This is a genomic window from Azospirillum brasilense, assembly GCF_003349955.1.
Lineage (GTDB): Bacteria > Pseudomonadota > Alphaproteobacteria > Azospirillales > Azospirillaceae > Azospirillum > Azospirillum brasilense_B.
Window position 1 is genome coordinate 1 of sequence record NZ_QLKQ01000022.1, and the last position, 12,348, is coordinate 12,348.

11 protein-coding genes are annotated in these 12,348 nt (G+C 68.5%); 5 read left to right on the forward strand and 6 right to left on the reverse strand.

What is annotated here, in order from left to right; all coding sequences use genetic code 11:
- The first annotated feature begins 303 nt into the window (after positions 1–303).
- A complete protein-coding gene (locus tag DXK32_RS12105; protein ID WP_247877107.1) occupies positions 304–1,470 on the forward strand; it encodes a PQQ-dependent sugar dehydrogenase in 1,167 nt (388 codons plus the stop codon).
- 8 nt (positions 1,471–1,478) lie between these two features.
- Here the strand turns inward: DXK32_RS12105 and DXK32_RS12110 are convergent, their stop codons facing one another.
- Positions 1,479–1,703, reverse strand: a complete 225-nt coding sequence (locus DXK32_RS12110) for a DUF1127 domain-containing protein (RefSeq protein WP_114858727.1) — start codon at positions 1,701–1,703, stop codon at positions 1,479–1,481.
- 149 nt (positions 1,704–1,852) lie between these two features.
- On the opposite strand from DXK32_RS12110, the gene DXK32_RS12115 reads away from it, so the two are divergent.
- Complete coding sequence (locus DXK32_RS12115) at positions 1,853–2,692, forward strand: TrmH family RNA methyltransferase (protein ID WP_114858728.1); 840 nt, start codon at positions 1,853–1,855, stop codon at positions 2,690–2,692.
- Here DXK32_RS12115 and DXK32_RS12120 read toward each other — a convergent pair.
- Positions 2,678–3,613, reverse strand: coding sequence for a LysR substrate-binding domain-containing protein (locus DXK32_RS12120; protein WP_114858729.1), 936 nt, complete (start codon positions 3,611–3,613; stop codon positions 2,678–2,680). The two genes, DXK32_RS12115 and DXK32_RS12120, sit on opposite strands and share 15 nt — an antisense overlap.
- A 129-nt stretch (positions 3,614–3,742) precedes the next feature.
- On the opposite strand from DXK32_RS12120, the gene DXK32_RS12125 reads away from it, so the two are divergent.
- Complete coding sequence (locus DXK32_RS12125) at positions 3,743–5,212, forward strand: catalase (RefSeq protein WP_114858730.1); 1,470 nt, start codon at positions 3,743–3,745, stop codon at positions 5,210–5,212.
- Between the two features lie 68 nt (positions 5,213–5,280).
- Here DXK32_RS12125 and DXK32_RS12130 read toward each other — a convergent pair whose 3' ends face one another.
- Positions 5,281–5,694, reverse strand: a complete 414-nt coding sequence (locus tag DXK32_RS12130) for a winged helix-turn-helix transcriptional regulator (RefSeq protein ID WP_114858731.1) — start codon at positions 5,692–5,694, stop codon at positions 5,281–5,283.
- Between the two features lie 116 nt (positions 5,695–5,810).
- Here DXK32_RS12130 and DXK32_RS12135 point away from each other — a divergent pair, with 116 nt between their 5' ends.
- Positions 5,811–6,656, forward strand: a complete 846-nt coding sequence (locus tag DXK32_RS12135; RefSeq protein ID WP_114858732.1) for an SDR family oxidoreductase — start codon at positions 5,811–5,813, stop codon at positions 6,654–6,656.
- Positions 6,657–6,721: 65 nt separating this feature from the next.
- Here DXK32_RS12135 and DXK32_RS12140 read toward each other — a convergent pair whose 3' ends face one another.
- The 3 genes from DXK32_RS12140 to DXK32_RS12150 are packed head-to-tail and all read right to left on the reverse strand — an operon-like array spanning position 6,722 to position 11,712.
- Positions 6,722–9,799 carry a MexW/MexI family multidrug efflux RND transporter permease subunit gene (locus DXK32_RS12140; RefSeq protein ID WP_114858733.1) on the reverse strand — a complete coding sequence of 1,026 codons (3,078 nt, stop codon included), beginning with the start codon at positions 9,797–9,799 and terminating at the stop codon, positions 6,722–6,724.
- 10 nt (positions 9,800–9,809) lie between these two features.
- Positions 9,810–11,006, reverse strand: a complete 1,197-nt coding sequence (locus tag DXK32_RS12145; RefSeq protein WP_114858734.1) for an efflux RND transporter periplasmic adaptor subunit — start codon at positions 11,004–11,006, stop codon at positions 9,810–9,812.
- Positions 10,996–11,712: a TetR/AcrR family transcriptional regulator gene (locus DXK32_RS12150; protein ID WP_114858735.1), complete on the reverse strand. Its 717-nt coding sequence runs from the start codon at positions 11,710–11,712 to the stop codon at positions 10,996–10,998. Before DXK32_RS12150 ends, DXK32_RS12145 begins: the two co-directional genes overlap by 11 nt.
- Before the next feature lie 146 nt (positions 11,713–11,858).
- On the opposite strand from DXK32_RS12150, the gene DXK32_RS12155 reads away from it, so the two are divergent.
- Complete coding sequence (locus tag DXK32_RS12155) at positions 11,859–12,290, forward strand: hypothetical protein (protein ID WP_247877108.1); 432 nt, start codon at positions 11,859–11,861, stop codon at positions 12,288–12,290.
- Positions 12,291–12,348: the final 58 nt, after the last annotated feature.

The window sequence follows — 12,348 nt, forward strand, 5'->3', positions numbered from 1 at the left end:
GTAGGTCGCCGCCAGGTCACCACGGCACACGCCACGCCATCCAAGGACGTGGACGCAGCAGGGCTTCGCATTCGCTTGACAATCGGCTTCATGAACGACAAAGTCGGCGCTTTTCCCAGCGGGAAGCGCCGGTTTTTCGTTGTGTCCGTTGTGCCCGAAATGTCGTCGCGGGCCCCCTCCCTAACCCTCCCCCGCCCACGGCGGGGGAGGGGATCAAAGAGGGAAACTCGGGGCCGGGCGTCTTGTTCGTGGCCGTGGCGCCCCCACCTACCCATCGACAGCGACGATGCGGGAGGACGAGGAATGCGCATGGGCCGAACCGCCGCCCTGATGACCGCCACCACCCTTGCGGCTTGCCTGAGCGTCACGGACGCGAGCGCCGTGGACAAGGTGTTCAAAACCGAAAAGGCCATGGTGTCGGTGAAGACCGTCGCCAGCGGCCTCAGCCATCCATGGGGACTGGCCTTTCTGCCCGACGGGCGGATGCTGGTGACCGAGAAGGACGGCCGGTTGCGCATCGTGGCGCCGGACGGCACGGTGTCCGCTCCGGTGAAGGGCGTGCCGAAGGTCGACGACCGCGGGCAGGGAGGCCTGCTCGACGTGGCGCTGGACCCGGACTTCGCGCAGAACCGCTTCGTCTATCTCAGCTTTTCCGAGCCCGGGACGGAGGACGGCACCAACTCCACCGCCGTGGCGCGCGGCGCGCTGAGCGCCGACGAGACCGCCCTGACCGACGTCCGGGTGATCTTCTCGCAGAAGCCCAAGGTGGAAAGCCGCATGCATTATGGGTCCCGGCTGGTCTTCGACCGGCAGGGCCACCTGTACGTGACTCTGGGCGAACGCTCGCTGGAGCAGTTCCGGACGCAGGCGCAGGACCTCGACTCGCATCTGGGCAAGGTGGTGCGGATCAACCGCGACGGTTCGGTGCCCGCCGACAACCCCTTCGTGAACCGGTCCGGCGCGCTGCCGGAAATCTGGTCCTACGGTCACCGCAACATCCAGGGCGCCGCCTTGAATCCGCAGACCGGCGCGCTGTGGATCAACGAGCACGGCCCGCGCGGCGGCGACGAGGTCAATGTCCCCGAACCGGGGAAGAATTACGGCTGGCCGGTGGTCTCCTACGGCGTGAACTACAACGGGACGCCCATCGGGACGGGCAAGTCGAGCGCGCCCGGCATGGAAGAGCCGGTGTATCAGTGGACTCCGGTCATCGGCTCCTCCGGCATGACCTTCTACACGGCGGACACGCTGCCCGGCTGGAAGGGCAGCCTGTTCAACGGCGGACTGGCGACCAAGGAGGTCGTGCGGCTCGAACTCGACGGCAACAAGGTCAAGCACGAGGAGCGTATGTTCCGCGATCTCGGCAAGCGCATCCGGCAGGTCAGCCAGGGTCCCGACGGGGCGCTCTATCTGCTGACCGACGAAAACAGCGGCGAGATCCTGCGGGTGACCCCGGCGGGCAAATCGTAAGCTCCGGTTCAGCGGCCTCGGCTGCGCTTGGATGGCCTCGTCAGGCGCTCAGCGGCCATCAGGTCGCTGCGGCTGACGCCGATGTCCCTCAGCAATCGGTCGTCGAGGCGGTCGGGGGTGGCGACTCTTCGCGTCCGGCGTTCCATCAGTTTGCGGCAGGCTCCCAGCAGGGCGGAAGCGAGTGATTTCGGCAGGGTTGCGCCGAAGGCGCGGACGACGGGCAGGGTCGGCATGGACGATTCCTCCATTCGGGCGGGGACTGCCGCCCCGCGTTGCCGGTCCTGTCTAGCGGGCATTGGCCGGCGGGGAAGTGGCCCCCTTCACACCGGCCCCGCGCTTTCCGGACTTCCGATGGGACGGCAGGGGCGCTAAACAGGCGCCCATGCCAGCCATCATTCCCCCCTCCATCATCCCCATCGACGACCCGGACGATCCACGGATCGCCGCCTACCGCGACGTGAAGGAGCGCGACCTCGTGGGGCGGGAGGTGCGCTTCATCGCCGAGGGGGCGGTGGTGCTGCGGACCCTGCTGACCGCCTCGCGCCATGAAACCCTGTCGCTGCTGATTGCGGAGAAGCGGATCGCCGGGCTGGTCCCGATGCTCGACTCGCTGCCCACGGGAGTGCCGATCTACAGCGCCCGGCAGGAGGTGCTGGACGCCATCGCGGGCTTCCCGCTGCACCGCGGCATCCTGGGGCTGGGGCGGGCGGCGCCGATGCCCGAGCCGGACGCGCTGCTGGCCGCGCTGGGACCGCGGGCGACCGTGCTGGTGCTCTGCGGGATCGGCAATCACGACAATGTGGGCGGCATCTTCCGCAACGCGGCGGCCTTCGGGGTGGATGCGGTGCTGCTCGATTCCGGCTGCTGCGACCCGCTTTACCGCAAGGCGATCCGCGTGTCGGTCGGGGCGGCGTTGCGGGTGCCCTTCGTCCGCATTCCGGGGGGAACCGACCCGGTCGCGCTGCTGGAGCGGCACGGCTTCGCCGTCCTCTCACTGAGCCCGGCGGGCGCGGTGACCCTGGCGGGGCTGCGCCGTCCGGAGCGCGCGGCGCTGCTTCTGGGGTCGGAGGGGCCGGGCCTGCCGGCGTCGGTCCTGGCGCGGACACGGACGGTGCGCATCCCCATGGCGCCGGACTTCGATTCCTTGAACGTCGCCACGACCAGCGGGATCGTCCTGCACCACCTCGCCTTCATGGCGGAGCCGGAGTCAGGAGTCGGCTGAGCCGTCGATCCGGCGCAGGCCGGGCGGGGTGGCGTCGCGCAGGCTCCGGGCGAGCGCGCGGAAGCCGGCGGCGCGCGGGTCGCTGGCCCGCCAGACCAGCCCGACGACCCGGCCGGGCGGATCGCCCTGGAAGGCGCGGTAGGCGACCAGCCCGCCCACCGTCGCCGCCTCCCCGTCGCCGGTGGCGAGCCGCGGCATCAGCGTGTAGCCGGTTCCGCTGGCGACCATATGGCGCAGCGTCTCCAGCCCGGTGGCGTGGCGCATGCCGCGGCTGGTGGCGCCGCAGGCGGCCAGCGCCTGATCGCGCAGGCAATGCCCCTCCTCCAGCAGCACCAGCTCCCCGGGGTCGAGGTCGGCCAGGGCGATGGAGGGTAGGCTTTCCAGCCGGTGGCCGGTGGGGTGGGCCAGCACGAAGGACTCGAAGAACAGGGCGTCGCAGGTCAGCCCCTCCGCCTCGACGGGCAGGGCGAGCAGAACGGCGTCCAGCCGCCCCTCGCGCAACTCCTCCAGCAGGCCGTCGGTGCGCCCCTCGGACAGCACGAGCTGGACGTCGGGCAGGTGCCGGCGCATCGCGGGCAGGACGTGGGGGAACAGATACGGCCCCAGCGTCTGGATCGCCGCGATGGAGAGCGGACCGTGCAGGGCCCCCGCCGTTCCGCGGGCCAGCGCCAGCAGGCGGCGCGCCTCCTCCAGGACGACGCGGGCCTGGCGGATCACCACCTCGCCCTGCGGGGTGGGCAGCACGCGGCGGCTCGTCCGCTCGAACAGCGGGATGCCGAGCAGGTCTTCGAGCTTGCGGATCTGCGCGCTCAGCGACGGCTGGCTGACCGAGCAGCGCTCCGCCGCCTTGCCGAAATGCCGCTGTTCGGCCACCGCCACCACATATTCCAGATCGCGAAGGGACAGGCCGGCGAGATTCATGGGTAAGGATTCATAGGTTCAGGCTATCGAAGCATTTGAAACGATGTCTTGGATATATCAACGAAGCGGCGGGATAACCAGGGGGCAAAGCGGACGCGGCAACTGATAAGAAACGCAAGGAGTTGAGCCATGAGCACCCTGACCACCGCTGCCGGCATTCCGGTCGCCGACAACCAGAATTCCTTGACCGCCGGCCCGCGCGGTCCGGTGCTGATGCAGGATTTCCACCTGATCGAGAAGCTGGCCCACTTCAACCGCGAGCGCATTCCGGAGCGGGTGGTCCACGCCAAGGGGGCCGGCGCCTACGGCGTCTTCCGGGTGACCCGCGACGTGACACCCTACACCGCGGCACGGTTCCTGTCGGAGATCGGCAAGGAGACGGAGGTGTTCCTGCGCTTCTCCACCGTTGGTGGCGAGAAGGGCTCCGCCGACGCCGAGCGCGACCCGCGTGGCTTTGCCGTCAAGTTCTACACCGAGGACGGCAACTACGATCTGGTCGGCAACAACACGCCGGTCTTCTTCATCCGCGACCCGCTGAAGTTCCCCGACTTCATCCACACGCAGAAGCGCAACCCGGCGACCAACCTGAAGGACCCGACGGCGGTCTGGGACTTCTTCTCGCTGTCGTCGGAGACGATGCACCAGCTGACGATCCTGTTCAGCGACCGCGGCACGCCGCGCGGCTACCGCCACATGGACGGCTTCTCCAGCCACACCTTCTCGTGGATCAACGCGGCGGGCGAGCGCTTCTGGGTGAAATACCACTTCAAGTCCCGCCAGGGCATCCAGAACTTCACGGCGGATCAGGCCGTGCGCATGGCCGGTGTCGATCCCGACCACGCCACCCGTGATCTCTTCGCCGCCATCCGCGACGGTGATTTTCCGGCCTGGACCGTCTCGGTGCAGATCATGCCGGAGGCGGAGGCCGACGCCTATCGGATCAACCCGTTCGACGTGACCAAGGTGTGGCCGCACGCCGATTACCCGCTGGTCGAGGTGGGCGAGATGGTGCTGAACCGCAACCCGGAGAACTTCTTCGCGGAGGTCGAGCAGGCCGCCTTCAGCCCGGCCAACGTGGTGCCCGGCATTTCCTTCAGCCCGGACAAGATGCTGCAAGGGCGTCTGTTCGCCTACGCCGACGCGCACCGCTACCGGCTGGGCGCCAACCATCAGGCGCTGCCGGTCAACCGTCCGCACGCCGCGGAGGTCCGCAACCATCAGCGCGACGGCGCCATGCGCTTCGACGGCAACGGCGGCGGCAGCCCGAACTACGAGCCGAACAGCTTCGGCGGGCCGGTGCAGAACCGTGCGGTGGCCGAGCCGCCGCTGCGCATTTCCGGCGACGCCGCCCGCTATGACCACCGCGAGGGCAACGACGACTACGCCCAGGCCGGCGCCCTGTTCCGCCTGATCGGGGCGGAGGCGCAGGAGCGGCTGATGGACACCATCGCCAATTCACTGGGGGAGGTGCCGCTCTTCATCCAGCGGCGGCAGTTGGCGCACTTCTTCGCGGCGGATCCCGCCTATGGCGCGGGCGTCGCGAAGCGGCTGGGGGTGCCGGCGGCGGCACAGCCTGAAGAGGCCGCCGTGGCCGGCTGAGGCCCAGCTCCCGAACACTCGGCACCGCCGGACGCACCCCCTCGCGCCCGGCGGCTTTTTTTGACCGGTCACTCCGCGGCGGCGCTCTGCCGATTCGTCCAGCCCTCGGCAATCCGCGGCAGGTTGAACTCGATCCAGTCGGCGAGGAGGCGCACCTTCTCGGCGGCTTCCCGCCCCAGCGGCGTCAGGCTGTAGTCGACATGGGGCGGCACCACGTCGTGGGCGGTGCGCTTGACCAGCCCGTCGCCCTCCAGCCATTGCAGCGTCTGGGCCAGCATCCGCTCGCTGACCCCGCCGATGGTGCGGCGCAGTTCGCTGAAGCGCAGCGTTCCGCTTTCCAGGGCGATCAGGACCAGGACGCCCCAGCGGCTGGTGACGTGTTTCAGCACCTCCCGCGAGGGGCAGGCCGCGGCCATCAGGTCGCCGCGCTTCATCCGCTCCGACAACGGCAGCGGCGTGCAATCGTCGTCCGGTTCCGGCATGGCCGTCCTCCTTCCACCAGGAATCTTCACACTTACATTTATGTACGTACTTACGAAAAGTAAGCAAGTGGCTTAGGTGAATGGTCACCACCCAACCGCAAACGGGACACCCGACCATGACCATCGCCGTCACCGGTGCCACCGGCCAGCTTGGCCGCCTCGTCATCGCCCGCCTGAAGAAGACGGTTCCGGCCTCCGGGATCGTCGCCCTGGTGCGCTCTCCCGCCAAGGCCGCCGACCTGGGGGTCGAGGCCCGCGAGGCCGATTACGGCAACCCCGAGACACTTGCCCGCGCGCTGGCCGGCGTCGACACGTTGCTGCTCATCTCCTCGAACGAGATCGGGCAGCGGGCGGCGCAGCACCGCAACGTCGTCAACGCCGCGAAGGCGGCAGGCGTGGGCCGGATCGTCTACACCAGCCTGCTCCACGCCGACCGCTCGCCGCTGAGCCTCGCCGAGGAGCACCGGGCGACCGAGGCGGACATCAAGGCGTCGGGCCTCCCCTTCACGATCCTGCGCAACGGCTGGTACACCGAGAACCACACCGGTTCGGTCGGCGCGGCGCTGGCCGGTGGCGCCGTCATCGGCAGCGCCGGCGACGGGCGGATTTCCTCGGCCACGCGCGCCGACTACGCCGACGCGGCGGTGGCGGTGGTGACCGGCACCGGCCATGAGGGCAGGACCTACGAGCTGGCCGGGGACGAGGCGGTGACGCTGGCCGATCTGGCCGCCGAAATCTCCCGCCAGTCCGGCAAGAACATCCCTTACCGGAACCTGCCGGAGGCCGATTACGCCGCCATCCTCGCCGGCTTCGGCCTTCCGGAGGTTTTCGCGAAGGGCATCGCCTCCTGGGACGCCGATGCGTCGAAGGGCGCGCTGTTCGACGACGGGCGCCAGCTGTCGGCGCTGATCGGCCGTCCGACCACGCCGCTCTCCGCCGCCGTGGCCGCGGCCCTTCCCTGAAAAGAAAAAACCCCCTCGACCGCGTGGGGCGAGGGGGTTCGGAAAGGTTGCCGTTCGGTTCGGCCTTACTGCGAGGCCGCCGCGATCTCCCGCGCGCGGCGGGAGACCGATGCCGCGTAGTGGTCCTTGGCCAGCACGGTGTAGACCGCCGGCAGGACGAACAGAGTGAACAGCGTGCCGATCAGCATGCCCGACACGATCACCAGACCGATGGAGAAGCGGCTGGCCGCACCGGCGCCGGCGGCGGTCAGCAGCGGCAGGAGGCCCACCACCATCGCCGCCGTGGTCATCAGGATCGGGCGCAGGCGGACGCGGGCCGCGTGCTCGATGGCGGTGCGGCGGTCCACCCGCTCGTTGATCTGCATCTCGCGGGCGAACTCCACCATCAGGATGCCGTGCTTGCTGATGAGGCCGATCAGCGTCACCAAGCCCACCTGCGTGTAGATGTTCATGGTGGACAGGCCGAAGAACAGCGGCAGCAGCGCGCCGCAGATCGACATCGGCACCGAGATCAGGATCACCAGCGGGTCGCGCAGCGATTCGAACTGCGCGGCCAGCACCAGATAGATGACCACCAGCGCGAAGACGAAGGTGACCATGAGCTGGTTGCCCTCGGTCACGTACTGGCGCGACTCCGACAGGTAGGAATGGCCGAAGCCGGCGGGCAGGACCTCGCGGGCCTGCCGCTCCAGGAACTCCACGGCCTGGCCCATCGTCACGCCCGGCATCGGCACCGCGGAGAAGGTCGCAGAGGGAAGCTGGTTGTACTTGGTCAGGGCGTTCGGCTCCGTCGCCATTTCGATCGAGACGACGGTGGACAGTGGGACCTGCGCGCCGTTGCCCGCGGTGACGTAGTAGCGGGTCAGCGTCTCCGGCGTCAGGCGCTTGTCGCGCGGCACCTGCGGGATGACCTCGTAGGAGCGGCCGTTCAGGTTGAAGCGGTTGACGTAGTTGCCGCCGACCAGGACCGCCAGCGTGTCGCCGATCGACTGCATGGACAGGCCGAGGTCCGCCGCCTTCGACCGGTCGACGTGCAGCCGGACGACCGGGCTGTTGAACTGCAGGTCGCTGTCGGTGACGATGAACATGCCGCTTTCCATGGCGGCGGTCTTGATCCGCTCTATGGCGTTGAAGATGGTCTGGTAATCGCCGGGGCTGTTGATGACCATCTGCACCGGCAGGCCGCCGGTGGAGCCGGGCAGGGCCGGCGGCGACACCAGGAACACCTGCGTGCCGGCCACCTTGCCGAGATCGGCCTGGACCAGCGGCTGAAGCTCCTTGGCGCTGCGGGTGCGCTCGTCCCACGGCTTCAGGATCATGCCGGCGAAGCCCTGGGTCAGGGTGGGCAGGCCGTTCAGCACGAAGCGGGTGTCGGTCTCCGGATAGTGGGTGAACACCTCGTCCATCTCGCGCCCGTAGGCGTCCATGTAATCGAGGTTGGCGTACTGCGGCCCCTTGGTGATGCCGAACAGGATGCCCTGGTCCTCCTCCGGCGCCAGCTCCGACATGGTGTTGGCGAAGAGGAAGCCGACGCTCAGCAGAACGCCGAAGCCGAACAGCAGGGTCGCCGCCCGGTAGTCCAGCGCGCCGCCCAGACGCCGCCCGTACCAGCCGGACAGCCTGTCGAAGGTGCGGTCGACGAAGCGGGCGAAGCGGCCCTCGTTCATGTCGCGGGTCAGCAGGAGCGAGCACATCATCGGCGACAGCGTCAGCGCCACCACGCCGGAGATGATGACCGACCCCGCCAGGGTGAAGGCGAACTCGCGGAACAGCGCGCCGGTCAGCCCGCCGAGGAAGCCGATGGGGGCGTAGACGGCGGCCAGCGTGATGGTCATGGAGATGATGGGACCGATGATCTCCCGCGCGCCGATCAGCGCGGACTCGACGGGCGACTTTCCCTCCTCCAGGTGGCGGTGGACGTTCTCCACCACCACGATGGCGTCGTCCACCACGAGGCCGATGGCCAGCACCATGGCGAGCAGGGTCAGCAGGTTCAGGCTGAAGCCCATCGCCAGCATGATCGTCGCCGCACCCACGATGGACAGCGGGATGGTCACGATGGGGATCAGCACCGAGCGGAAGGAGCCCAGGAACAGGAAGATCACCACGATGACGATGCCGACCGCTTCCAGCAGCGTCTTCTGCACCTCGTCGATGGAGGCCTGGATGAAGCGGGTGGAGTCGTAGACGATCTCCATCTTCAGCGACGGCGGCAGGTTGCGCTCCAGCTCCGGCACCAGCTTGCGGATGTCCTCCACGATGGTCAGCGGGTTGCCGGTCGGCGTGGAGTTGATGCCGATGAAGATCGCCTGCTGGCCGTTCATCGACACGCTGGCGTTGGAGCTTTGCGCGCCCAGCTCGATCTCGGCGATGTCCTTCATGCGGACCAGCGCGCCGTCCTTGGACTTCACCACCATCTGCCGGAACTGCTCGACGTCGGTCAGGCCGGTGTTGGTGGTGATGTTGGAGACGACGAAGACGCCCTTCGCCTGTCCAGGGGCGGACTGGTAGTTGTTGGCCTGGATCGCCGCCCGCACGTCGGCGGCGGCGATGTTGCGCGCGGCCATCCGGTCGGGGTCGAGCCAGACGCGCATGGCGAAGGTCTGGCCGCCCAGGATCTGCGCCTCGGCCACGCCGGGCACGGTGGACAGCAGCGGCTGCACCACGCGCGTCAGGTAGTCGGAGATGGCCGCCCCGGACAGCTCCGGGCTGGCGAAGCCCATGTAGAGGATGGAGGTCGTCTCGCCCGTGGACTTCAGGATCACCGGGTCGTTGGCCTCGCGCGGAAGCTGGTATTTGACCTGCTGCACCTTCGACATCACGTCGGTCATCGCGACGTTGGGGTTGAAGTTCAGCCGGATGTAGGCGGTGACGAGGCTCACCCCCTGGGTGGAGGAGGAGGTGATGTAGTCGATGCCTTCCGCCGTCGCCACCGCCTGCTCGATGGGCGTCGTGATGAAGCCCTGCATCAGGTCGGGGGAGGCGCCGGGGTAGGAGGTGGTGATGGTGATGACGGTGTTCTGCAACTCCGGATACTGCCGGATCGGCAGGTCCGTCAGCGAGCGGACGCCGACCAGCAGGATCAGCAGGCTGACCACCAGCGCCAGGACCGGCCGTCGGATGAAGATGTCGGTGAATGACATGGCCGGGTCCTCAGTTGCGCGGAACGGTCTGCGGCGGCACCAGCGCGCTCGCTTCCGTCGGCACCACGGCGGCGCCGTTGTTCAGCTTGAGCTGGCCGGAGGACACCACCCGGTCGCCGGGCTTCACCCCGTCGAGGATCTCCACCTTGCCGTCGAAGCGGTCGCCGGTCTTGACCGGCACGCGCTTGGCGACATGGCCGTCCTTGCCCTCGGCGTCCTTCTGGGCGGCGACGACGAAGACGCTGTCGCCATAGACCGTGTAGTCCACCGCGGTTTCCGGGATGACGATGCGGTTCGCGGCCGGCGGCTGGACGACGCGGATGTTGGCGAACATGCCGGGCAGCAGCTTGCGCTCCGGGTTCTTCAGCGTGGCTCGCACCTTGATGGCGCGGGTGTCCGGGCTGACCTGCGGCTCGATGGTCGAGATCACCGCGTCGAAGGTGGCGCCGGGCGCGGCGTCGGCGGAGATCAGCACCGGCTGGCCGACGCGGATCTGGCTCAGCGCCTGCTCGGGCAGGGTGAAGTCGACGAACAGGTTGGCGAGATCGGTCAGCGTGACGACGGGGCCGCCGGCGCTGACATACTCGCCGACATTCACCTGCCGGATGCCCAGCTCGCCGTCGAAGGGGGCGCGGATCAGCTTTTGGGCGATCAGCGCCTCGGTCTTCTTGATGTTGGCGTTGGCCTCGTCGAGCTGGGCCTGGTTCTGGTCCACGGTGACCTGCGGGCCGGCCTGGTTGCGCAGCAGGTTGCGGGCGCGCTGCAGGTTGTTCTCGGCCAGCTTCGCCTGGGCGCGGAAGGCCAGCACGTCGGCCTGCTCGGTGGCGTCGTTGAGCTGCACCAGCGGCGCGCCGGCCTTCACGGTGGCGCCCGATTCGAAGAAGATCTGGGTCACGCGCCCGACCACCTCCGGCGCCACGGTGACCTGCCGGCTGGCGGTCAGGGTGCCGATGGCGGTGGTGTATTTGGGAACGGACTGCGCCGTCGCCTCGGCGACCGAGACGGGGGTCGGCGGCGGCTTGTTGCCGGCGAAGAAGTCGGCGATGGCCTTGTTGCGGAAGTTGTTGAAGGCGTACAGGCCGCCGAGCAGCACGGCCAGGATGACGGCCATGATGATGATGCGGAACGCCAGCCGCCCGCGGGTGACCGGACGGCGTTCGGTGGTCCGCTCCGGCGCGCGAGCGGAATGGTCGATGTCACTCGTCACGATCAGCCTCTCTCGAACAGGTCGGTTCTGGTTCTGTTGATTGGGTGCAATGCAATAAAGGCGTGTAAAGGGCAACCGCTTCCTCCCGCAGGCCCAGGCCACGCAGGATGAAGACGACCGCGTCGCGGATGGTGCGCCGCGGCTCGGCCAAAGAGGGGACGAGCGGCGTCGGCGGCAGGTGAATGGTGGCCAGGGTCGAGCCCAGCATCTCCGCAAGCCAGAAGGCGTTCTCGGTCACCGGGGCCGAGGGGATGAGGTCGCCGGAGTCGCGGGCGGCGCGCAGCGAGGCCAGGAAGGGCGGAGCGATGTGCTCCGACATCCAGCGGCGCACCATGTGGGCGAACTCCCCGTCCTCCAGCAAACTCATGAAGTAGAGCCGGAAGCGGGGAAGCATGGTGTCGCGCTCGCTCGGCAGTTCACAGGCGTAGCAACTCACCATCGCCTGGACGTAGGCGGCGAGCGTCTCCGTGCTCGGCGGCATCGCCAGCAGCTTCGCCAGATCCTCGTCCCCATCCACGCAGGAGCGGAAGATCGCCTCGTAGAGGGCGGCCTTGCTGGGGAAATGCTTGAAGATCAGCGCCTCCGACACGCCGGCGGCCTGCGCGATCTCCTTGGTCGTGGTGGCGGCGAATCCCTTGCGCGCGAACAGCGGAAGGGCCGCGTCGATGATCGCCGCGCGCCGGGCCGAGTTGTCCAGCCGTCCCATGATTAACCTTATAGCATAAGTGAGTACTAACTCACCTTGTTCGGGCTGGGGATAGCACGGTGCGTCCGGGCTGTCCAGAACCGTGATCGCGGCGCGAATTTGCGCTTGACCTTCCCGCCGCTGGAAGGTGGAGACTGTGCCGTGTGATGCCGATGCAGGAACGGGACACGGCGATGGCGCGGGGTGGACGCCCCCTTGGCGGGAGGATGCCGATCGGGCGGCTGCTGGCGGGGCTGCTGCTGCTGGCCGCGCTGGCGCTGTTCGCGCCGTCCGCCGCGCAGGCGCACGTTCATGCCGGCGCCCATGGTCAAAGTTACGCCGCTTCCTCGCCTTCGACGCCGGTTGGGCCTGTCTGGGTGGCCGATGCCGACCATGCGCCCCCGGCGGACGACGCCTGCGCTGGCCGGAAAGGGCTGTCCTGCGGCGGGACCTGCCCGATGATGCTGTCGGGCATTGCCACCACGGCAGCCTTTCCGACGCCGCCGCTCCGTGCGTCCGCACCTTTCCGAGCCACCGGCCTGTTGCCGGAGGGAATCGGTCCGCCGCTGGCCTTCAGACCACCGCGCTTGGCCGTTTGACCGAACTCCATGCCCGAGGTGCGCCTTCACCGTGCGCTTTGGGTCGGCATTTCGCAAA